We start from the raw sequence: 21,263 nt of genomic DNA, 5'->3' as shown, positions 1-21,263 counted from the left end.
GCGACCCACATGCCTCACATGACCCACGTGACCGCGCGCGAACCCGAGCGTGCCCACGCCCCCCACGCCTCCCACGCGCCCCGCGCCCGCGCGCCCCGCCCGGCCCGTACGCAACCCGGTGAATTCCGGTGGCATCCTCGCCACCTCCACGCGATCCTTTCCCCGTGCTGATACGAGAAGCGACCGCGGCCGACTGGCCCGCCATCTGGCCGTTCTTCCACACCATCGTCGCGGCGGGTGAGACCTACGCCTACCCGCCCGACATCGATGCGGCGGCCGGCCGGGAGCTGTGGATGCTGGAGCCGCCGGGCCGTACGGTCGTCGCCGTCGACGAGGACGGTACGGTGCTGGGCTCGGCCAAGATGAACCCCAACCACATGGGCGGCGCCTCACATATCGCCAGTGCCAGCTTCATGGTCGATCCCCGGCACGGCCGGCGCGGTGTCGGACGGGCGCTGGGCGAACATGTGCTGGCCTGGGCCCGCGCCGAGGGCTACCGCGGGATCCAGTTCAACTCGGTCATCGAGACCAACACCGCCGCCGTGGCCCTGTGGCAGTCCCTCGGCTTCGCGATCATGACCACCATTCCCGAGGGATTCCGGCACCCCACCAAGGGCTATGTGGGATTCCACGTCATGCACCGGAAGCTGTAGCACCGTTACGGCCACAGTAGTTCTTGTGCCCAACTCTCACCCTCATAGCGGTAGTTGAGGCGTACGTGCCGGCGTCGTGCGTCGCCCTGGAAGAACTCGACCTCCTCGGCGCGCAGTACGTAGAGCGTCCAGGTGGGGACGGGGGCGCCCGGCTCGCGCCGGGCGCGTTCCCAGGCGGCGTCCGAGGCGCGGGCCAGCTCCTCGGTGGAGCCGAGGACCTCGCTCTGGCGGCCGACCAGCGCTGCGGCCAGCGCGCCCGGTGAGCGGCGGTGCAGATCGGCCGCGCTCTCCTCCGGGCCCGCCGCGGTCACCGACCCGCGGATACGGACCTGACGGCCGACCGCCGCCCAGTAGAAGCCGAGCGCGGCCCGCGGCCGGGCGGCCAGTTCGCGGCCCTTGCGGCTGCCGTGGTGCGAGGCGAAGTGCCAGCCGCGCTCGTCGGCGTCGTGCAGCATCAGGGTCCGTAGGGACGGGTCGCCGGCCGCGTCCGCCGTGGCCAGCGTCATGGTGTGCGGCTCGGGCACACCGGCCTCGGCGGCCTCGCGCAGCCACTGCCGGAAGAGCGGCAGCGGCTCGGCCGGGGCCTGCGCCGGGTCGAACGAGGGCAGTTCGGTCTCCCAGACCCGCAGCCCGCGCAGCAGCTCGCGGAACGCGCGGGAGGCGGCGTCATCGGAAGAGTGGCGGTCGGTGGCCCCGGCGGCGGGGGCGTCCGGGGTGTCCTGGTGGGCAGCGGATTCGGCCATGTCAGGCAGCGTACGGGGGGTGGGCCGCGGCCGCCTCGGGGCGGGCCCTGCGCGGTCCGGGCCGCGCTGCTCCTGGTGCCGGACGGCGGGCCGCGGCGTACTCCTTGAGCGTGATCGCGTTCGCACCCCGCTGCACATCCTCGGCGACCTTCTTGGCGACCAGCTTCTTCCACGGCATGTGCGGCAGGATCCGCAGCATCAGATGCCGCAGCCGGATCTGCCGCCGCGTCGCCAGGGTCATCTCCGCCGCGAACTTCTCCGCCAGCCGGTGATTGACCGCGACATAGCCGCGCATCTCCCTCTCGTAGCGGTCGAAGGCCACCGTCGGATCGCCCGCCGCGGCCGCGAGTTCCCCGGCCAGGACGTACGCCCCGACCAGCGCCATCCCCGTGCCCTGCCCCGAGGCGGGCGAGGCGCAGTGCGCGGCGTCGCCGAGCAGCACCACACGGCCGCTCGACCAGCGGTCCATCTCGATCAGGTGCAGCCCGTCGAAGTAGAAGTCGGGCGCCTCCCGGGCCGCCCGGAGCAGCCGGGGGACGCGCTCCCAGACGCTGTCGCGGGGGACTCCCAGGCTGTCGGGATCGAACGCGGCCTCCAGCAGGGCCAGTTGCTGTGCGGTGTCCCGGTGGTCGTACGTCAGCCGGGGCGCGCGGAAGCTCAGGATGCCCTTGGCCGTCGGGTCCCCGGCCGAGCTGTATTCGCAGATGAGTTTGTTGGGCAGCGCGTGGTACAACTCCTCGCGGTCCAGGCCGAGTTCATTGGGCAGGGAGAAGACCGAGACATAGGTGCCGAGGTGGCGGGCGAAGTGCCCCTCCGGGCCGAAGGCCAGCCGCCGTACGGTCGAGTGGACCCCGTCCGCGCCGACGACGAGGTCGAAGCGGCGGGGCGCGCCCCGCTCGAAGGTCACCTCGACGCCCTCGACGCCCTCGACGCCTCGTCGACCGTGGTGAGGGAGGCGATGGAGTCGCCGAAGACGTACTCGACGTCCGTCCGGGTGCGGTCGTAGAGGATGCGGGCCAGGTCGCCGCGCATGATCTCGTCGTCGCGGCCGAGCCGGGCGCCGAAGATGTCGGCGGGGAGCGTGGCGATCCGCTTGCCTGCGCCATTGACGTAGGCGCCGGTCTGCATATCCGTACTGGCGCGCTGGATGTCCTCCAGGATTCCCATCCGCTCGACGGCCTCGATCGCCGCGCCCCGGATGTCGACCTTGTAGCCGCCGGTCCGCAGTTCGGGGGCGCGCTCGACGACGGTCACGACGAATCCGTGGCGGTGCAGCCAGTAGGCGAGCGCCGGGCCGGCGATGCTCGCGCCGGAGATCAGGACGGTCGGGGCGGGGCGGGGGGACGAGCCGGTGCCGGGCATGGCGGGGTTCCCTTCGGGCCGTGGTGCGGGGTGGTGGGTGGTGCTGATCGGTGCTTACGGCCCGACTGTACAAACGTCTTAAACGGATGTCTATGACGCTTGTATAGCGTGGATTGCTACCCCCTCCCCAGCACCACCGTCCCCGACGAGCAGAACCAGCCACCGGTACCCGAGGCGACGGCAAGCTGCGGGAGCCGGCCGTCGGCTTTACGGACCTGTCGGCCGGGCCCGGCCTCGCCGCGGAGTTGCCGTACGGCCTCGACCAGCAGGAACAGCCCGCGCATCCCCGGATGGCAGGCGGCCAGGCCACCGCCGTCGGTGTTGACCGGCAGTGCGCCGTCCCGCAGCAGCCGCCCCTTCTCGGCGAACGCGCCGCCCTCGCCCTTGGCACAGAAGCCCAGGTCCTCCAGCGTCACCAGGGTCATATAGGTGAAGGCGTCGTAGATCTCGGCGAGGTCGATCTCGGCGGGGCGGACGCCGGCCCGCTCGAAGGCGAGGCGGCCGGAGACCGCGGCGGGCGAGACGGTGAAGTCGTCCCACTCGGACATGGTGGTGTGCGAGACCGAGGTGCCGGAGCCGAGCACCCAGACCGGGGGTTTGGCCAGGTCGGGGGCGTAGTCCTCGGCGACGAGCAGGACCGCGCAGCCGCCGTCGGAGCGGATGCAGCAGTGCAGCTTGGTGAACGGATCGGCGATCATCGGGCCGGAGAGGACCTCGTCGACGGTGACCGGATCGCGGTACAGGGCGTCCGGGTTGGCCGCCGCATTGGCCCGTGCCTGGACGGCGACCTCGGCCAACTGCTCCAGAGTGGTGCCGTATTGGTGCATATGGCGGCGGGCGGCCATGGCGTATTTCGCTATCAGGGTGTGCCCGTAGGGGACCTCGAACTGGAGCGGGCCGCGGGCGCCGAAGGAGAGGTTGGCGGTACGGCGCCCGGCCTTGATGTCGGCGCGCGCGGTGGAGCCGTAGACGAGGAGTACGGCATTGGCGTGACCTGCGGCGATCGCATCGGCGGCGTGTGCGGCCAGGACTTCCCAGGTGGCGCCGCCGACGGAGGTGGAGTCGACCCAGGTGGGGCGCAGGCCCAGGTATTCGGCGACCTCTACGGGCGCGAGGGTGCCCAGGCCGGCCGAGGCGAAGCCGTCGATCACCGACCGGTCCAGGCCGCTGTCGGCGAGCGCCCGGCGGGCGGCCTGGGCGTGCAGGGTGTAGGGGGTGGCCTCGTCCACGCGCCCGCAGTCGGACAGGGCGACTCCGGCGACGGCTACCTTGCGACCACGATCACGACCACGATCACGATCACGAACGTGATCATGACCACGATGACGATGGCGATACCCGGAAGGGGTCCCTGAAGTCATAAATCTGACGGTACATCAGATCTGGGCGGGTGGGCAGGGATCGCATTCGGGCGGGCAGGGCCCGTATGGGGGGCGGGGGTGCCCCCCATGCCCCCGGCGGGGGCGTGGGGATGCCGACACGCGAAACCCTAGGAAAGTCGGAGCCCTCTCCCTACTATGACGGCCCGTCAGATCGGATGCCGGGGCCCGTCGGACCCGATGGGCGTTGTCGCACGGCCGGGAGGAGCCCGCCGATGGATGCCGCGTTCACCGAGGAGCAGGACGAGATCCGCCGTACTCTGCGCGAACTGCTGCACAAGCGCTGCGGCCCGGACGAGGTCGAATCGGCGGTGCACACCCCGCGCGGGTACGACGAGGGGCTGTGGCGGCAGCTCGCCGGGCAGCTCGGGCTGCCGGGGCTGGCCCTGCCGGCGGCGTACGGCGGCGCCGGCTGCGGGCGCACCGAGCTGGCCCTGGCCTGCGAGGAGGCCGGTCGCGTCCTGCTCCCCTCGCCGCTGATCGCCACCGCCGCGCTTGCCGCGCCGCTGGTCCTGGGCCTGGGGGCCGAGCGGCAGCGCGCCGAGCTGCTGCCGGCCCTCGCTGCCGGGGAGCTGACCGCGACTCTCGCCGTACCGGGCGGGCGGCTGGCCACCGCGCTGGCGCTGACCGGGCAGAACGCCGGGGACTGGGCGGGTGGCGGCCGGGCGGGCGGCATTCAGGCGCGGGCGCAGGCCGGGGGCTGGCGGCTGTACGGGGAGGCCGCGCAGGTCCTGGACGGGCACTCCGCGGACGTGCTCCTGGTGGCCGCGCACACCGGCGGCTTCGCGCGCAGCCGCACCCTGATCTTTCTCGTACGGGCCGACGCCCCCGGTCTCGTACGGATCCGGCAGACCGCGATGGACGAGACCCGTCCGCAGGCACGGCTCGAACTGCGCGAGGTGGCGGCCGAGTTGCTGGGGGAGGGGGAGGGGGAGGGGGAGGGCGAGGGGGATGAGGCGGTGGTGACGGGTGCGCTCGCCGCCACCGGGGTCGGGGCGGCCGCGGCGCTGGCTGCCGAGGCGGTCGGTGCGGCCGATGCCGCGCTCGCCCGCACCGTCGAATATGTGCAGGTGCGCAAGCAGTTCGGCCGGCCGGTCGGCTCCTTCCAGGCGGTGCGGCACCGGCTCGCCGACCTGTATGTGGCGGTGCGGGCGGCGCGCTCGGCGGCGTACTACGCGGCCTGGTCGGCTTCCGGCTCGGCCGGGGACCTACGCCCGGCCGAGCCGGGGGCGGCCGGGCTGGCGCTCGCACAGGCGCTGGAGGCGCTGCGCAACGTGGCCGCCGAGGCGGTGCAACTGCACGGCGGTATCGGCTTCACCTGGGAGCACGAGGCACACCTCTACTTCAAGCGCGCGGCCTGCGACGAGCTGCTGCTGGGACCGGTGCACCGGCTGCGGGCGCAGGCCGCCGAGCAGGCCGGGCTGTTCGCGGCCGGGAAGGACGGGGCCGGGAAGGGCGCGGCGGGGGCGTTCGGTGCGCGAGAGGCGGTCGATGCGTGATGCCGGCTGGTGAGCGGCTGGTGCAGAGGGTCTCGTCGACCCGTACGTTCGCCCGTATCGCACCGCATGTCATCCCCGCTCTGGACCGCACCGTGCACCGGCTGACCCGCGGGAAGGTGCTGCTCAGTGCGCGGATGCTGCCCGGTGTGATCCTGACCGCGACCGGTGCGAGGAGCGGGCAGCCGCGGCGGACCCCGCTGGCCTGCATGCCGGAGGACGGCGGCAGCTGGCTGCTGATCGGCAGCAACTTCGGGCGCCCGGGCCACCCTGCCTGGACGGGGAATTTGCTCAAGCATCCGGAGGCGGAGGTCAGTTGGCGGGGCCAGGACATTCCCGTACGGGCCCGGCTGCTCACGGGGGTGGAGCGGGAGCGGGCGTGGCAGGCGGTGCTCGCCTTCTGGCCGCCGTATGCCGCCTATCAGGCGCGGGTGGAGCGGGAGATCCGGCTGTTCCGGCTCGAGCGGCGCTGAGCGCACACACAGCGGGTGCCGCCCGGGCTCCTGAGAGGCCGTACGGCACCCGCTGTGTGTGCAGCTGTACTGCTATGGCAGGACGGATACAGGACGGATGCAGGACCGTTGCAGGACCGGTCGCGACCGGTCCGACGGCTACGCGCCGGTCGGTTCGCCGACTGCTGTGCCGGCTACTTCGCCGACTGCCTCGCCGGTTACTTCGTCGGCTTCTTGCCGGTGATGCCGAAGTGCACCAGCAGCGCCAGATTGGGCTTGAGCTCGGTCTGCTTGACGCCCCAGCTCTGGAAGCCCTTCTGGTGCCCGGCGACCGCCGCCAGCATGGCGACGATGGAGCCGGCCATGGCCGCCGCGCTCACGTCCTTGTCGACCTTGTTCTTGCTCTGGAGCTCCTGGATGGAGTCCGTAAGGGAGTTGGTGACGGCATTGAGGATCTTCATGCGGATCTTGTAGAACCGCTTGTCGCCCTCGGCCGCGCCCAGATCCACGACGCGCAGAATCGCATCGTTCTTGCGCCAGAAGGAGAGAAAGCCGTCGACGAGTTCCTCCGCCGCCTGCCAGCCGGACTTGCCCACCCAGGAGCGTCCGGCGACAAGATCGGTCAGACTTGCGCCTTCTTTGGCCATCTCCTCGGCGATTTCGAGGACGGCGCCCTCCACGTCCGGAAAGTACTGATAGAACGTAGCGGGTGAAGTCCCTGCTTTTCGGGCCACATCGATGACTTTGACGTCCCGGTAGGGGGACGAACTGAGCATTTCACTGAGGCAGTCGAGCAGCTTTTGCCGGGTCGCCTGTCCGCGGCGGCCGGCAACTCTGCCGTCGACGGTTCGCACTTGTCCTGTCATGCCGTCAGCTTACCGACGGGTGATCGGAGCGCGATTTGGCTGCCTGCAAATGGGGATGCGGGAGTTAGGGGTGCCGGACCCCGGTTGCCGCCCTGGTTGCGGCCTCGTGCGCGGCTCCGGATCCGTGGGGCGGTGCTTGATCCGAACCGGTGAATGGTCTTATCAACAGGCTGTGGACAACTTTGGTGGACAAGCGTGCGCCGCGGCTTCGGCAAGTGCGGTCAAAGAGTGGCCTGTTGCGTGCCAGTGTGCGGATGACCTGCGTCAACCCGGGAATGAATCGTCCACACGTTCGAGTGTTCGCCGGGCGGGGCGCCCGTACGGCCGCTAGCGTTGATACATGACTGCACTGGCGGACGGCGCTCCCTGCTGGGCGGACGTCATGCTGCCCGATCTCGGTCAGGGCAAGCGCTTCTACGGCGAGCTGCTGGGCTGGACGTTCTCCGAGGGTGCCGCCGAGTTCGGCGGCTACACACAAGCCTTCCGTAACGGCAAGAAGGCCGCGGGGCTGATGCCCCGGCAGGACGAAGCCTTCCCCACGGCCTGGGGCCTCTACTTCGCGACCGCCGACATCACACGCACCGAGTCCCTGATCCGGGGTGCGGGCGGGCGGATCCTCGCGGCGCCCAGGGAGGTCGGCGCGCTCGGCTCCATGCTGATCGCCGTGGATCCGGCCGGCGCGGTGTTCGGCGCCTGGCAGGCCGGCACGCATCAGGGCTTTGAGACCGGCCAGGAGTCCGGCGGGTACATCTGGACGGTGCTGCACACGCGTGACGCCGCGGCCGCGGACGCCTTCTACGGGACCGTCTTCGGCTTCGAGGGCGTCACCGACAGCCCGATGGCGCGTCCCGGGTTCCTGCCGTGGCGGCTGCCCGGCCAGGCCCGCGAGATCGGCTGCCGGATCGCGATGGACGCGACGTACCCGGAGGAGATGCCGGCGCACTTCCTCGTCTGCTTCCTCGTCGACGAGATGGAGGCCGCGGCCCGCACCGCCACCAACCTTGGCGGCGCTGTCGTCGTCCGCCCTCGGCAGACCCTCGGCGGGCCGTTCGCCGTCTTCAGTGACAACCAGGGCGCCAGCTTTGGCGTCATAGGGCTGAAGTAGCCGTTGACGTCGGAGAATTGTGCCGGCGGAGAAGTTTTTGTGCGGAGCGTGGAAAGGGCAGCGGTGCGGGGGAATACGCGGGGTGTGTGCGGCGCTGCACCGTGTGCACGCAGGGTAACGGCAAGGGCGGGGGCGGCATGACCGGCAGGGGATGGGCGCGCGGCGGCACGCCGACCGCGCGGCGGGCGGGCACCGCCGGGGGGCCGCTGCGCCGCGGGATACCGAGGACCGGCGCGCGGGAAACCGGCCGGTAACCCCACGGCAGGCACGCGTCACCGGATGGACCCGAGGGCTTCAGGCGGGCGTGAGTTACGCCTGGTAACGGGCTCGCCGTGTGTGACGGGGCGTGATCCGTGACACGACGCATGGCCCCCGGGTTCGCAACCAGCGGCCCGGCCAGGAAGAATCACCACACGTACGGCCGTTCAGGCCAGGCGGTGAGACGCTGCACGGGGCAGTGGCTCTCGGCGGCTCGTGGCTATGGAGAGTCTCTTTTTTTTACGCCCCACGGGGAGGTGGCAGGCAAGTGGTGGAGCAGCTGACGCAGCTGACGCAGCACGATCCCCGGCGGATCGGGCCGTTCGAGGTGCTCGGCCGTCTCGGGGCCGGCGGCATGGGACTGGTCTATCTGGCCCGTTCGGCGTCCGGCCGGCGCGTGGCGATCAAGACGGTGCGTACGGAGCTCGCCGAGGACCAGCTGTTCCGGGTCCGCTTCACACGCGAGGTCGAGGCGGCCCGCGCGGTCAGCGGCTTCTACACCGCGGCGGTGGTGGACGCCGATCCGCGGGCGGCGGTGCCGTGGCTGGCGACGGCGTATGTCCCCGCTCCCTCCCTCGAGGAAATAGTCAATGAGTGCGGGCCGCTGCCGGCCCAGGCGGTGCGGTGGCTGGCAGCCGGGATCGCCGAGGCGCTGCAGTCCATCCATGGCGCGGGCCTGGTGCACCGTGACCTGAAGCCGTCGAACGTGCTGGTGGTCGAGGACGGCCCCCGGGTCATCGACTTCGGTATCGCCTCCGGGGTGTCCAACACCCGGCTGACGATGACCAATGTGGCCGTGGGCACCCCGGCCTACATGTCGCCCGAGCAGGCCCGCGACTCCCGCAGTGTGACGGGCGCCAGCGATGTCTTCTCCCTCGGCTCGACGCTGGTCTTCGCCGCCACCGGGCACGCCCCCTTCCATGGCGCCAACCCCGTCGAGACCGTCTTCATGCTGCTGCGCGAGGGCCCCGACCTGGCCGGACTCCCGGACGAGCTGCGGCCCCTGATGGAGTCCTGTATGCAGATGGAGGCGGTCCACCGGCCGTCCCCCGCCGATCTGCAGTCCCAGCTGGCACCGCATCTGTTCGGCTCCGGCAGCGACGACAGCGGTACGGCCTCGGCCTGGCTGCCGCCCGGTGCGGTGGCGCTCATCGAGCAGCGGCGCGGCGGCCGCGCCACCGTACCCAGGAGTTCCCCGCGCGCCTCCTCCGGCCGCGGCCCCGGCCGCCCGGCGCCCGCCGCTCCCGTGCCCGCAGAGCCCGCCCCGCAGCCCGTACAGGCGCCGCCGCGGCCCGAGAGCGCACCGGTGGGCGGCGCCGCGGCCGAGTCCGGCTGGCCCGGCCGGGTCGGCGCGGGGCCCGGCGCGCACCGTGGCGGCGACCCGCGATCCGGCGGCCCCGGCCCGATGCCGCAGCCCGCGGCGCTGGGCCCGGACGCCTCGACGGTCCGGGCGACCCCGGTCTCCGCGGCCCCGCCACCCTCCGCGCCCCCGGAGGCCGGGCCCGTACGCCTCGGTGGTTCGCCCGCCGCCATAGGGCCGGGCCCGCGCGCCGCCGACGCGCGCGAGCCGCAGCCGCAGGCCGGTGCCGCCACGAACTGGGTGCGGCCGCCCGGCGGCGGAGCCGCGGCCGGTGTTCCGCAGCAGGGCGGCGCCCAGCCGGAGGCCGCGCCGCCCCCGCCGCCCGAGCAACCGCCCGCCGAGCCGGGCCGCTGGCGCCCCTGGCGCTTCCGGATGTCGAACGACGTCTGGGGCACCCCCGTCGTCGCCAACGACCTGCTCTATGTCACCTCCTTCGAGGTGCACGCCCTCGATGTGGCCAGCGGGCGGCGGAAGTTCAAGACCCGCGATGTGGCGTGGGCGATGGCCGTCGCCGACGGCCGCATCCATGCCTCGGACGGCCCGAGCCTGTACGCCCTGGACGCCGACGACGGCACCGAGCGCTGGCGGCTGAACACCGATGGCTGGGTCTACGCCCTGAAGGTGGACCGCGGCACGGTCGTCACCAGCACGCGCGGTGGCGGCGTCCAGGCGTGGGAGGCCGCCAACGGCGGGCTGCTGTGGGAGATCGGTGGCGTCCAGACCGACTTCGAGACCGCCGAGGCCGGGCCCGTGGTGCACGACGGCACGGTGTTCGTATGGGCCGATGCCCGTCTGAAGGCGCTGGAGGCGCGCACGGGCGCCGAGCGCTGGTCGTATCCGGTGGGCGACGCGGCGTCGTGCGGCGGGGTGCCGGTGCGGCTGCTGCCCGCGTCCGACGGTGTGGTCTATGTGGTCGCCGGGACCCGGGTGCTGGCGCTGGACATCGCGCGCGGCGATGTGCGCTGGCACTTCGAGGCGCCCGCGGTGTTCGTCAGCCCGCCGGCCTTCGCCCCCGGCCCCGCGGTCACCGGCGGCGGAATCTATCTGGCGGACTACCTCGGCACGGTCTACGCCCTCGACCCGGCGGACGGCCGCGACCGCTGGCGGATCGCCACCGAGGCACGCCAGTCCACCGAGCCGGTGCTGGTCGCGCACGGCGCCGTCCACCTGGGCAGCGGCAAGGCGCTCTACACCCTGGACGCGGTGACGGGCACGCCGCGTTGGCGGTTCCAGGCCGGCGCGGACGTGATCGGCGCACCGGTCGTCGCCGAGGGCCGGGTGCACTTCGGCTCCGCCGACCACTGCCTGTACACGCTGGATGCGATGGGCGGCCAGCTGCGCTGGAAGCTGGAGACCGGCGGCGAGATCACCGGTTCGCCGGTGGCGGTCGGTGGCGTCGTCTACGCCTGTAGCAAGGACCGCTGTGTGTACGCGCTGGACGCGGCGAAGGGGACGGCGCAGGCCCGGCGGTCCTGACGGGACGCGGTAGCCGGGAGGTACGCGCGGGAATCCCTACCCCCGTTCCTCCGGCGGCTGTTGGGTGCCCCGCTGCCGTTCCTCCTTGCCCCACTCCACCGGGGGCGTCGGAGGCTGCGGATGCGCCGGCCGGGTCGGCGGGGGCGAGGGCGGGGGCGGTGAAGGCGGTGGTGCCGTCGGACGGGGCCAGGGCTCGGTGGACGGCTCGTGCGGCGGGTGTCCCCCGCCTTCGGCGCCGAAACCGGGGCGGGTGAGCGGACGGGTGGCCGGCCCTTCATCGGGCAGCTCGCCACCGTTGCCGTACTGCTCCTCCGCGTACTGCTCCGGGGTCCACTCCTGGGCCGCCGGGTCATGGGTCACGGGGCGGCCCGCATCCCATGGTTCGGGCGCCGCCGGGGGCGTCACCGGGCGAGCGGCCGGGGGAGGGGCCGGGCGCTCGTCGTAGCGGCCGTACCCGTCGTCGTAGCCGCCGTACCCGTCGTCGTACGGCTGCGCGGCCCGGCGGCCGCCCACCCGGCTGCCACGGCCCCTCATCACCAGGGCGCCGAGCAGCAGCAGCGCACCGCCGCCGAGGGCGCCGGCCACGCCCGCACCGAGGCCGTGGGTGCCCGCGGTGAGTTCGCCCGCCGACTGTCCCTGGCGGACCATCCACAAGACGGCGAACCCCAGCACGATCACGCCCGCGAGCGCGACGAGCACCCGCGAGCGCAGCGCCACACCGATGAGGGCCAGCAGGGCCGCGAAGGCCAGGGGCAGAAAGAGGGAGCCGAAGAGCGAGGCGCCGTTGTCCGTGAGATGGCCGAAGAGATCCTCGATGCGGAAGTCGCTCCCGTGACGGCCGTCGTACCAGGGACGGAAGGGGCTCCAGACGGCGGCCGTCGCTCCGAGGAGGGCAATCAGGGATCCGATGACGTTGCGCACCACTGGCGTCGCCTCGCTTCGGGTCGTCCTGAGGTCCTCCGTGACCGACGCTACGCCGGACCGCCCGCACCCGCTATTTCTCCGGTGTTCTCGGGCCCCGTACGTGTTGTCACCCACGCTTGCTAAGGTGCCGTGCACGCGTCAGGCAACGCATGGTGCGGCACAGACGTCTTCAGGGGGATGGGCAACGGCATGATGCAGCGCACACGTAGCGGAAGGCGCAAGGGCATACGGGCGGTCGTTGCGGCCGGGCTCACGCTGGCATCCATCGCGACGCTCGGCGGCTGCGCCTTCGGCGTCCCCGAGGTCGAGGTGCCGACGGGGTCCCCGAGCGCCACGGACAGCTACGACCCGTACAACCCGACCCCCTCCTCGGACTCGACCCCCTCCTCGGACCCGACGTACGAGGACACCTACTCGCCCGAGCCGACCGAGGAGTCGTTCGACCCGGACGGGAGTTCCGATGTCGATGGCACCGGCTGCGACTTCTCCGAGTCGCGCCACACGCTCATGTACACGGTCCAGGTCAGGAACCCGTCGCTGAGCGACACGTACTCCTACGACATCACCGTCGTGTGGCTGAAGGACAAGCCGGCCGACGGGAACAATTACGGCTCGCACCGGCGCTCCATCACCGTGGGCCCCGGTGACACGGAGACCTACGACGCCGAGTACACCATCAGTGGGTCCAACTGGAACCGGTTCTGGTTCAAATGCCACTTCCACTCGGTCGTAAAGTCCCGGGGCTGACCTCATCCGGGCCGTTTCCGGTCACCGCATCCGATGGCCGCGTTTCCGGGCCGCGAACAGGCCCGCCTGCTGCTCCGGCGGCGCATTCCCGAGGGTGATCAGGTGCGGCGCGCCCGCCAACGCCTGCGAACGTGCCGCCTCGCGCGCCGACCACACCGCCCGTACGGTCCCCTGGACGGCCGCCGACGGGTAGCCGGCGATCACCGCGGCCGCCCGCAGCGCCGCCCCGACCGCCTCGCCGTCCCGTACGACCTCCGACACCAGGCCGGTCTCGTACGCCCGCGCGGCCGAGAGCCGCTCCGCCGTCCCCATCAGCGACATCCGCGCCACCTCGCCGAACGGCATCCGCTGCGCCATCCCGATCGCCTCGTACGCGCTGACCATGCCGTACGTCGTGTGCGGGTCGAAGAAGGTGGCCGACTCGGCGGCGATGAGGAACTCGCACTCGCCCAGCAGGTAGAACGCGCCGCCGCAGGCCATGCCGCCCACGGCCGCGATGACCGGCTTCCACAGGTCGTTCGCCTTGGGGCCGATGGCCAGCAGAGGGTCGTCCATCGCGTACGGGGAGGAGGGCTGCGGCACGCTGACGGACCGGTCGATGCCGGTACAGAAGGCGCGCTCGCCGGCTCCGGTGAGGACCACGGCGCGGACCCCGTCGTCGCCGCGGACCGCTCGCCAGGTGGCCGTCAGTTCGGCGGCCGTCTCCAGGTCGATCGCGTTGTGCCGCTCCGGCCGGTCGATCGTGACCAGCGCGACGCCGTCGTCCCCGGGGGTCTCCACCCGGATGGTGCGGCCGGTCATGGCCGCTCCAGGAGCCAGCGGGGTACGGTCACGCCCCCGGGCATGGTGTGGAAGGCGACCTTCACCGGGGCGCCGATGCGCAGCCGCGCGGGGTCGACGGAGTTGAGGGGGGCGTCGGCGGTGGTGACGAGGTTGCCGACGAGGCGGATGTGCGGGGCCTCGGCCAGCTCCACGATGACCGCGTTGTAGCCGGGCCGGTCGGCGTACGCGGGCAGCAGCGGCGGGTGCGGCAGCACATACGACCAGATCCGGCCGCGCCCGCTCATCTTCTGCCAGTGGGCGGCGAAGGACTGGCAGTGCGGGCAGCAGGGGCGGGGCGGGAAGCGCAGTTGGTCGCAGTCGGAGCAGGCCTGGATGCGTAGTTCGCCGTGGGCGGCGTGGTCCCAGAAGGGGGCGCCGTCGTCGTCGGGGACGGGAAGCAGCAGGTCGGCGGCGGTGTCGGGGCGATTGTCAGTGGCGGGTGTCACGCTGGGTGACATGTCTTCACGAACTGATGCGGGAACGGACGCGGGAACGGACGCAGGGACGGATGCACGCAGTGACTCGCGAGAGCTCATCGGCCGTCAACTCCTCAGCAGCAGGGCCGAGGTGGGGACCCCCTCGCCCGCGGTGACCAGACAGGTGGCGGCGTCCGGGACCTGTGCGGTGCCGGTGCCGCGCAGTTGCTTGACGCCTTCGGTGATCAGGTTGAAACCGTGGACATACGCCTCGGAGAGGCCGCCGCCGCCGGTGTTGAGGGGGAGGCGGCCGCCGATCTCGAGCGCGCCGCCCTCGGTGAAGGCCGCGCCTTCACCGCGCCCGCAGAATCCGTAGCCCTCCAGCGAGAGGGGGATCAGGGGGGTGAACGCGTCATAGATCTGTGCCACGTCGACGTCCTGCGGCCTGAGGTCGGCGCCCTTCCACAGGTGGCGGGCGGCGGTCCAGGCGGGCCCGGTGAGCGGGTCGTCGTTCCAGTAGTTGACCATGCCGTGGTGCTGGGCGGGCAGGCCCTGGGCGGCGGAGTGCACATAGACGGGCGGTTGCCGGCAGTCGCGGGCGCGCTCGGCGGAGACCACGACGCAGGCCAGCGCCCCGTCCGTCTCCAGGCAGTTGTCGAAGAGGCACAGCGGTTCGCTGATCCAGCGTGCGGTCATGTACATCTCGCGGGTCAGCGGGCGGTCGTACATGATCGCGGCCGGGTTCTGGTTGGCCCGGTTGCGGCAGGCGAGCGCGACGTTGAAGAGGTGGTCGCGGGTGGCGCCGTACTCGTGCATATAGCGGCGGGCCAGCATGCCGATCTCGTCGGCGGGGCGCAGCAGTCCGAAGGGGCGGGTCCACTGCGCCGGTGCCGGCAGCTGGACCTGGGTGTTCTTCCAGGGCCGCGGCCCCGAGCCGCGTTTGCGCGAGCGCCAGGCGACGCCCACGCTCGCCTGCCCGGTGGCGATCGCGGCGGCCAGATGGGCCACCGTCGCGCACGACCCCCCGCCGCCGTACCCGACCTTGGAGAAGTGGGTGATGTCGCCCGCACCGATCGCCTTGGCTATCTCGACCTCGTCCGTCTCCTCCATGGTGTACGAGGCGAAGGCGTCCACCTCCGAGGGGGCGATGCCGGCGTCGTCGAGCGCCGCGACGATCGCGCGGCAGGCCAATGTCTTTTCCGATTCCGGGAGTTGTTTGGCAAAAGGAGTCTGTCCGATGCCGGCTATCGCCGTAGCGTCCTTGAGGGTCGCCCCCATCGCCACCTCCGTGGTCGGCCGTCAGTGCTGACAGCGGAGGAGGCTACCGCTAATCTGACGGACAGTCAGCTATGCGGTCGGCCCCATGTGGTCAGCTACGAGGAAGCCGGCTCGTGTTCGGCTCTTTCGCGGGAGGCAGTGCGATGCGCGATGACCTGGATCTGCGGGCGGACCTGGAGTACGGCTCCATCCCCCACCTGGTGCGCGCGGCCGCGGAGCGGTACGGCGCCCAGGAGGCAGTGGTCGAGGGCCGCACCCGGCTCTCGTACGCCGAGCTGGGCGAGCGGGTGGAGCGGGCTGCCGCCGCCTGTATCGCCTCCGGTGTCGCGCCCGGCGACCGCGTCGCCGTCTGGGCGCCCAACACCCTCGACTGGATCGTCTCCGCCCTCGGCGCCGTGACGGCCGGCGCCGTCCTCGTGCCCGTCAACACCCGCTTCAAGGGCGCCGAGGCCGCCTATGTCCTGCGCCGCACCCGCGCCCGGCTCCTCTTCGTCACCGGCACCTTCCTCGGCACGTCCTACGTCGCCTCACTGCGCCGCGCCGCCCAGGAAGGCACCGGCACCGGCCCGCTCCCCGGACTGCCACACCTGGAACAGGTCGTGGTCCTCTCCGACGACGCCCCCGCCGACTTCACCACCTGGAAGGACTTCCTGGCCGCCGGTGCCTCCGTACCCGCGTCGACGGTCACCACCCGCTCCGCCACCCTCCGCCCCGACGCCCCCTCCGACATCATCTTCACCTCCGGCACCACCGGCCACCCCAAGGGCGCGGTGATCACCCACGCCCAGACCCTGCGCGCCTACGACCTCTGGAGCGAACTCGCCGGTCTCCGGCAGGGCGACCGCTATCTGATCGTCAACCCGTTCTTCCACACCTTCGGCTACAAGGCCGGCATCATCGCCTGCCTGCTGCGCGGCGCGACGATGATCCCCCAGCCGGTCTTCGGCGTGGAGACCGCGCTCGCGAACATCGCCGCCGAGCGGATCTCCGTACTCCCCGGCCCGCCCACCCTCCACCAGCAGATCCTCGAACACCCCGCCCGCGCCCTGCACGACCTCTCCGCGCTCCGCCTCGTCGTCACCGGCGCCGCGGTCGTCCCCCTGGAGCTGGTCGAGCGGCTGCGCAGCGAGCTGAAGATCGCCACCGTCCTGACGGCATACGGCCTCTCGGAGAGCTCCGGCCTCGTCACCATGTGCCGCCGCGGCGACCCGCCCGAGGTCATCGCCTCGACGTCGGGCCGCGCCATACCCGGCACCGAGGTCCGTGTCGTCGACGCCGCGGGCCGCCCGCAGGCGCCCGGCGAGCCCGGCGAGGTCCTGGTCCGCGGCTATCACGTCATGTCCGGCTACTTCGAGGACCCGGCCGGTACGGCCCGCGCCCTCACCCCCGACGGCTGGCTGCGCACCGGCGATGTCGGTGTCCTCGACGCCGACGGCAACCTCCGTATCACCGACCGCATCAAGGACATGTTCATCGTCGGCGGCTTCAACGCCTATCCCGCCGAGATAGAGCAACTCCTCGGCCGCCACCCCGGCATCGCCGATGTCGCCGTCATCGGCATCCCCGACCCCCGCCTGGGCGAGGTCGGCAGGGCCTACGCCGTCCGCCGCGCCGGCGCGTCCGTCACTGCCGACGACCTGATCGCCTGGTCCCGCCGCGAGATGGCCAATTACAAGGTGCCGCGGGAGGTCGTGTTCGTCGCGGAACTGCCGCGCAATGCGAGCGGGAAGGTGGTCAAGCGGCGGCTGCGGGAGGGGGGCGGAGCGGCCGCCGGGTGAGGGGAGGGACGCCACCGGTCACCGCCCCACCGTCACCCGGCCGTCCCGCACCCCCGTCCCCTCCGCCAGCGCCCGCATCCGGTCCGCGAACCCGTCCTCCACCGCACCGAACCACACCGCCAGGTCCTCGGCACCCGCCGCCTCCCAGGCGGCCACCTCGGCCCGTACCTCCGCGAGGGGCTGCTCCGACGAGGCCCACTCCGTCCGGCTCCCGGCAGCGACACGGGGCGCCCCCGCGCGGCGCGCGAGGTCCTTCCGGCGCGCCGCGAATTCCTGCGGCGTCAGCCCGACCGCCTGCCAGTACCCGCCGAACTCCGCCGCGCGCCGCAGCGCCGCATCCGAGTTCCCGCCGATCAGGAACGGCACCGGCTCCTCGGGCACCGGCTCGAACACGGCCCGCTCGTCGAAGGACGTCCAGGCGTCCTCGTACGGCCCGCCGCGCCCCGTGTGCAGCCGCCGGATCAGCCGCAGCATGCTGTCCGTACGGGCACCCCGCGTCCCGAAGTCCACGCCCGCCGCCTCGAACTCGTACCGCTGCCACCCCACCCCGACGCCCAGCACGAACCGCCCGCCGCTGAGCCGGGCCAGGGTCGCCGTCTGCCGGGCGAGGACCAGCGGCTCGCGCAGCGGGGCGATCAGCACCGACGTGCCGAGCGTGACCCGCTCCGTCACCGCCGCGAGATGGCCGAGAGTGACCAGGGCCTCGTACACCCCGCCGTATCCGGGCAACGGCGTCCCGTACGGGCCCGGCGGCAGCACATGATCCGGCAGCCAGACCCCGGCGTACCCCAGCTCCTCCGCCTCCCGCGCCAGCTCCACGACCGTCCGTACATCCATCGCCGCGGACTCGTCCGGCAGGACGACATGCAGCCGCATCCGCGGCCCCGCGCCGCGCTCGGTCTCCGTCATGGTCCCTCTCCTCACCCTCGACGCCTCACCGAAGAGCCGCTGAAGCCACCAGAGCCACTGGAGCTACCAGAGCCACTCCTTTGCGCCACTTCTACGGCCTCACACCGGTGTGAGAGTCAAGAGAGGGAAGGCGTGCGCTACTTCGGGGGTGTCCAGTCCGGCCGGCGGCCGCTGAGCGCCACCACCCGGTCGAGCAGCGGGGCGTCGTCCGCCACCGGGACGGGCGGGGCGAACATGGGCCCGGGGGCGCCTCCGGAGTCTTCGGCCCAGGAGGTGAGCAGCGCGAACGAGACCCCCAGACTCGCCGCGTCGGGCGCATACGCCTGGCCCGTGGCGCGCGCCAGGTCCCAGCCGTGCAGCACCAGCTCATTGAGCGCGATCCGGCCCGCGATGGCGCCGGGGAGGGGGATCCCGCCCGCCTGGGTCTCGCCGGTCCAGGCCTCCGGGGTGCGCCAGGCCGCCGCCATCTCGGCCAGGTTCCGGTCCAGCTCGGCGCGCCAGTCCGGCGTCACCTCCGGCATCGTGGCACCCGGCGGGGTGTCGGTCGTCGGCCCGAGCTGCTTGAGTGCCGCATCCCGGAAGGCGCCGGTCAGGCCCACGAGATGGCCCAGGAGGTGCCGCACGGCGTACTCCGCGCACGGCGTGGGCGCGTCCATCCGCTCCTCGGAGGTGTGCTCCGCCAGCCGCTCCACGAGCTGGGTCTGCGCGCCGAAGTCGATCGTCTCGGTCATGTTCTGTTCCGGTCCTTCCGTCCTGCCGGGGGAGCCTGCGCTGCCTGGGGCGCGGGCCCGGGGCGGACCACCGCCCGTCCCGGCCACCGCGCTCCTCCCAGTGAAGACTCCTCCGGCCCCGGGAAGTCATCGCCACACCGTCAGGGCGTGCCCTGGGGGTTTTCCCGCCCCGGCTCGGCGTAGCGCTCCCGCAGCACCGTCTTGAGCACCTTGTTCAGCGGTCCGCCGCGCGGCAGCTCCGCCGTGACCTCCAGCTGCTCCGGCAGCTTCTGCGTCATCAGGCCGGCGGCGCGCAGGTGGGCGGTCAGGGCGGGGAGGGTCAGCGGGGCGGGGGCTGGTGCGCCGGGGGACGGTGAGTCGGAGGACGGTGCGCCGGCGGGGGACTCGGCCGGGGTGACGACGGCACACACCCGCTCCCCGCGTTCCCGGTCCGGCAGCCCGATGACCGCGACATCCGCCACCGCCGGATGCGTCCGCACGAGGTCCTCGATCTCCTGGGCCGAGATGTTCTCGCCCTTGCGGATGATGATGTCCTTGAGCCGCCCGGTGAGGACGAGATGCCCGTCGGGACGCAGATGTCCCAGGTCACCGGTGTGGAAGTACCCGTCTGCGTCGAACGCCTCCGCCGTCAGCGCCGGATCGGTGTACCGCCGGAACACCATCGTCCCCTTGACCGTCACCTCACCCGGCTCCCCGACCCCGGCCTCGCCCCCGTCCGCCCGCACCATCCGCACCCGGGCACCGCTTACGGGACGTCCCACCGTCCGCGCCAGCTGCTCATCGCTGTCATACGGCGTCCCCATCGCGATCATCGGGCACTCCGTCATCCCGTACCCGTGCACGATCGCGCAGTCCAGCTCCCGGCCGGCCTCCGTATACAGCTCCGGTGGCAGCGGCGCCCCGCCGCCGGACAGCAGCCGCAACGACGGAATCAGCCGCTCCGCATCCGGCGACTGCCCCCGGTACCGCCGCGACTCCTCCAGAAACGCCTGATAGAACGCCGTACTCCCGCCGGCCATCGTCACCCCGCGCCGCCGGTAGACCGCGGCCGCCCGCCCCGCCTCGAACGTCTCGAGCACCACCGCCGGAAAGCCGCTGACCAGCATCGCGATGACGTAATCCGGCCCGGCGATATGCGCGTACGGGAACGCGATCGACCCGATGTCGTCCTTCGACATCCCCAGCGCGGTCGCCAGCCCGACCCCGCCGGCGATGAGGGAGGCATCCGTGTGCTCGACACCCTTGGGGGACGAGGTCGTACCGGAGGTGTAGTAGATCCAGGTGGTACGGCCGTCACCGCCCTCGGGCGCGGGCTCCGGCACCTCGCCCGGATCCCCCATCGGCAGCCCGCCCTCCACCGAGACCACCCTGACGTCGTCCCCGGCCAGCTTCCGCGCCATCGCCCCGTAGTCGAACCCCCGCCACACCCCTGGCACCAGCACGAACTCCGCCGCCGACTCGGCCAGGATGAACCGGACCTCCCGCTCCCGGTGCAGATGAATGACCGGTGTCTGTACGGCCCCGATCCGTGCCAGCGCCAACGACGCGATGACCGCCTCCACCGACGTCGGCAACTGCCACACCACCCGCGTCCCGGCCCTGACCCCCAGCCCCCGGAACCCCGCGGCCACCCGCACCGCCTCGTCCCGCACCTCGTCGAAGGTGACGCTGCGCCCCTCCTCGTCGAAGAACATGGGCAACCCGGCCGAGGCCCGTGCCCGGTACTCGACCAGTTCCCAGAGGGTGTGGATGCGGGAGGGTTCGAACACGGCGCGCCTCCTGGCTGTGGGCGGGGCGGGGTGGGCCGGGATCCGAACGGCGCCGGGGCGGCCGAATGGCGCGACTGTAGCAGTGAATATGACGAAGCGTCAGATAGGTGTGGAGGCCTATCGCTTCGGCGGGAACGACGGAGGGCGCCGAGTCTGCGGCTCGGCGCCCTCCGGTGTGGCTCCCCGTCTACGGTGCGGCGATACCCGCCGGGGCGGTCGGGGTGGTGCTGTCCTGGGTGGTGAAGGTGCCGGATATGGGCGTGGTGGTGTCCTTGACGGTCATGTCGGAGGTGCGCTTCGGCGTGTGGCTGTCGGCCATGGCGGGCGCCGCAGCGCCTCCCGCCATGGCAGCTGCGATGGCGATCGTGGCGATCGTCCGCTGGGTTCGGCTCACGTCAACTCCTGGGTTGGGGGCGGCGTTTCTTGTCGACCGAAGCTAGCCGCTAGTTGGTCATATGTTCGACTCACTGTCTGGAAATAGCCGCAGAATGAGCAGAATCAGTGTTGCCCGATAATGCTGACCACCTGCCGGCCAATGCCGAGCGGAATAGGTGGGGTGCCGCATGCCAGAGGGCCGGACTCGATGACTCCCCCCTCGGTGTCATCGAATCCGGCCCCTGGATCCCCCTGGATCCCCCCGGGTCCCCCCCCCGGGGGCCCCCCCGGGCCCCCCCCGGGAACCCCCCGGGGGGCCCGGCCCGGTTGGGGACGGTGGACGCGGGGGGGGTAGGGGATGAGG

The 21,263-nt window shown here is 72.3% G+C and carries 20 protein-coding genes; 7 read left to right on the top strand and 13 right to left on the bottom strand.

Translation table 11 applies throughout. The annotated features are described in order from the left end of the window. The first annotated feature begins 164 nt into the window (after positions 1-164). Positions 165-653: a GNAT family N-acetyltransferase gene (locus AB0D04_RS09620; protein ID WP_362701237.1), complete on the top strand. Its 489-nt coding sequence runs from the start codon at positions 165-167 to the stop codon at positions 651-653. Positions 654-658: 5 nt separating this feature from the next. Here the strand turns inward: AB0D04_RS09620 and AB0D04_RS09615 are convergent, their stop codons facing one another. From AB0D04_RS09615 to AB0D04_RS09600, 4 genes are all read right to left on the bottom strand, one after another. Continuing rightward, the gene (locus AB0D04_RS09615) at positions 659-1,396 is read right to left on the bottom strand and encodes a pyridoxal 5'-phosphate synthase (protein WP_362701234.1); all 738 of its coding nucleotides are present in this window, start codon (positions 1,394-1,396) and stop codon (positions 659-661) included. A gap of 1 nt (position 1,397) precedes the next feature. Continuing rightward, a complete protein-coding gene (locus AB0D04_RS09610) occupies positions 1,398-2,303 on the bottom strand; it encodes an FAD-dependent monooxygenase (RefSeq protein WP_362701232.1) in 906 nt (301 codons plus the stop codon). Next, complete coding sequence (locus AB0D04_RS09605; RefSeq protein WP_362701229.1) at positions 2,300-2,758, bottom strand: hypothetical protein; 459 nt, start codon at positions 2,756-2,758, stop codon at positions 2,300-2,302. Before AB0D04_RS09605 ends, AB0D04_RS09610 begins: the two co-directional genes overlap by 4 nt. A gap of 116 nt (positions 2,759-2,874) precedes the next feature. Then, on the bottom strand, positions 2,875-3,987 hold the full coding sequence (locus tag AB0D04_RS09600; RefSeq protein ID WP_362701226.1) for an acetyl-CoA acetyltransferase: 1,113 nt from the start codon (positions 3,985-3,987) through the stop codon (positions 2,875-2,877). Positions 3,988-4,352: 365 nt separating this feature from the next. Between AB0D04_RS09600 and AB0D04_RS09595 the strand changes: the two genes are divergently transcribed. Both AB0D04_RS09595 and AB0D04_RS09590 read left to right on the top strand, forming a co-directional pair. Further along, a complete protein-coding gene (locus AB0D04_RS09595) occupies positions 4,353-5,636 on the top strand; it encodes an acyl-CoA dehydrogenase family protein (protein WP_362701223.1) in 1,284 nt (427 codons plus the stop codon). Then, complete coding sequence (locus tag AB0D04_RS09590) at positions 5,636-6,106, top strand: nitroreductase family deazaflavin-dependent oxidoreductase (RefSeq protein WP_362701220.1); 471 nt, start codon at positions 5,636-5,638, stop codon at positions 6,104-6,106. The genes AB0D04_RS09595 and AB0D04_RS09590 overlap by 1 nt, the downstream gene beginning before the upstream one ends. A gap of 197 nt (positions 6,107-6,303) precedes the next feature. Here AB0D04_RS09590 and AB0D04_RS09585 read toward each other — a convergent pair whose 3' ends face one another. Further along, the gene (locus AB0D04_RS09585; protein ID WP_362701218.1) at positions 6,304-6,951 is read right to left on the bottom strand and encodes a TetR family transcriptional regulator; all 648 of its coding nucleotides are present in this window, start codon (positions 6,949-6,951) and stop codon (positions 6,304-6,306) included. 340 nt (positions 6,952-7,291) lie between these two features. Here AB0D04_RS09585 and AB0D04_RS09580 point away from each other — a divergent pair, with 340 nt between their 5' ends. Together AB0D04_RS09580 and AB0D04_RS09575 are read left to right on the top strand one after the other, a co-directional pair. Next, on the top strand, positions 7,292-8,056 hold the full coding sequence (locus AB0D04_RS09580; RefSeq protein ID WP_362701215.1) for a VOC family protein: 765 nt from the start codon (positions 7,292-7,294) through the stop codon (positions 8,054-8,056). Between the two features lie 526 nt (positions 8,057-8,582). Beyond that, positions 8,583-11,150: a PQQ-binding-like beta-propeller repeat protein gene (locus AB0D04_RS09575; protein ID WP_362701212.1), complete on the top strand. Its 2,568-nt coding sequence runs from the start codon at positions 8,583-8,585 to the stop codon at positions 11,148-11,150. 36 nt (positions 11,151-11,186) lie between these two features. Here the strand turns inward: AB0D04_RS09575 and AB0D04_RS09570 are convergent, their stop codons facing one another. Beyond that, entirely contained in the window at positions 11,187-12,074 is an 888-nt protein-coding gene (locus AB0D04_RS09570; protein WP_362701209.1) for a hypothetical protein, read from the bottom strand. Between the two features lie 189 nt (positions 12,075-12,263). On the opposite strand from AB0D04_RS09570, the gene AB0D04_RS09565 reads away from it, so the two are divergent. Continuing rightward, positions 12,264-12,821 (top strand): hypothetical protein, encoded by a 558-nt coding sequence (locus tag AB0D04_RS09565; protein ID WP_362701206.1) that lies wholly within the window; start codon positions 12,264-12,266, stop codon positions 12,819-12,821. Between the two features lie 21 nt (positions 12,822-12,842). Here the strand turns inward: AB0D04_RS09565 and AB0D04_RS09560 are convergent, their stop codons facing one another. The 3 genes from AB0D04_RS09560 to AB0D04_RS09550 form a co-directional block, all read right to left on the bottom strand. Beyond that, positions 12,843-13,622 carry an enoyl-CoA hydratase/isomerase family protein gene (locus tag AB0D04_RS09560; protein ID WP_362701203.1) on the bottom strand — a complete coding sequence of 260 codons (780 nt, stop codon included), beginning with the start codon at positions 13,620-13,622 and terminating at the stop codon, positions 12,843-12,845. Further along, positions 13,619-14,101 carry an OB-fold domain-containing protein gene (locus AB0D04_RS09555; RefSeq protein ID WP_362701200.1) on the bottom strand — a complete coding sequence of 161 codons (483 nt, stop codon included), beginning with the start codon at positions 14,099-14,101 and terminating at the stop codon, positions 13,619-13,621. Before AB0D04_RS09555 ends, AB0D04_RS09560 begins: the two co-directional genes overlap by 4 nt. Before the next feature lie 84 nt (positions 14,102-14,185). Then, complete coding sequence (locus tag AB0D04_RS09550; protein WP_362701197.1) at positions 14,186-15,337, bottom strand: lipid-transfer protein; 1,152 nt, start codon at positions 15,335-15,337, stop codon at positions 14,186-14,188. A gap of 143 nt (positions 15,338-15,480) precedes the next feature. Here AB0D04_RS09550 and AB0D04_RS09545 point away from each other — a divergent pair, with 143 nt between their 5' ends. Beyond that, positions 15,481-17,115 carry a FadD3 family acyl-CoA ligase gene (locus tag AB0D04_RS09545; RefSeq protein ID WP_362701194.1) on the top strand — a complete coding sequence of 545 codons (1,635 nt, stop codon included), beginning with the start codon at positions 15,481-15,483 and terminating at the stop codon, positions 17,113-17,115. Positions 17,116-17,133: 18 nt separating this feature from the next. Here the strand turns inward: AB0D04_RS09545 and AB0D04_RS09540 are convergent, their stop codons facing one another. From AB0D04_RS09540 to AB0D04_RS09525, 4 genes are all read right to left on the bottom strand, one after another. Then, positions 17,134-18,024, bottom strand: coding sequence for a TIGR03619 family F420-dependent LLM class oxidoreductase (locus AB0D04_RS09540; protein WP_362701191.1), 891 nt, complete (start codon positions 18,022-18,024; stop codon positions 17,134-17,136). Between the two features lie 137 nt (positions 18,025-18,161). Further along, positions 18,162-18,755 (bottom strand): TIGR03086 family metal-binding protein, encoded by a 594-nt coding sequence (locus AB0D04_RS09535; protein WP_362701188.1) that lies wholly within the window; start codon positions 18,753-18,755, stop codon positions 18,162-18,164. Positions 18,756-18,895: 140 nt separating this feature from the next. Further along, positions 18,896-20,524 (bottom strand): AMP-binding protein, encoded by a 1,629-nt coding sequence (locus AB0D04_RS09530; RefSeq protein ID WP_362701185.1) that lies wholly within the window; start codon positions 20,522-20,524, stop codon positions 18,896-18,898. Positions 20,525-20,711: 187 nt separating this feature from the next. Then, on the bottom strand, positions 20,712-20,918 hold the full coding sequence (locus AB0D04_RS09525; protein WP_362701182.1) for a hypothetical protein: 207 nt from the start codon (positions 20,916-20,918) through the stop codon (positions 20,712-20,714). Positions 20,919-21,263 lie beyond the last annotated feature (345 nt).

This window comes from Streptomyces sp. NPDC048483, assembly GCF_040651455.1.
Classification (GTDB): Bacteria; Actinomycetota; Actinomycetes; order Streptomycetales; family Streptomycetaceae; genus Streptomyces.
Note: the sequence above shows the minus strand (reverse complement) of the source record. Positions and strands in the feature narration are given on the sequence as shown.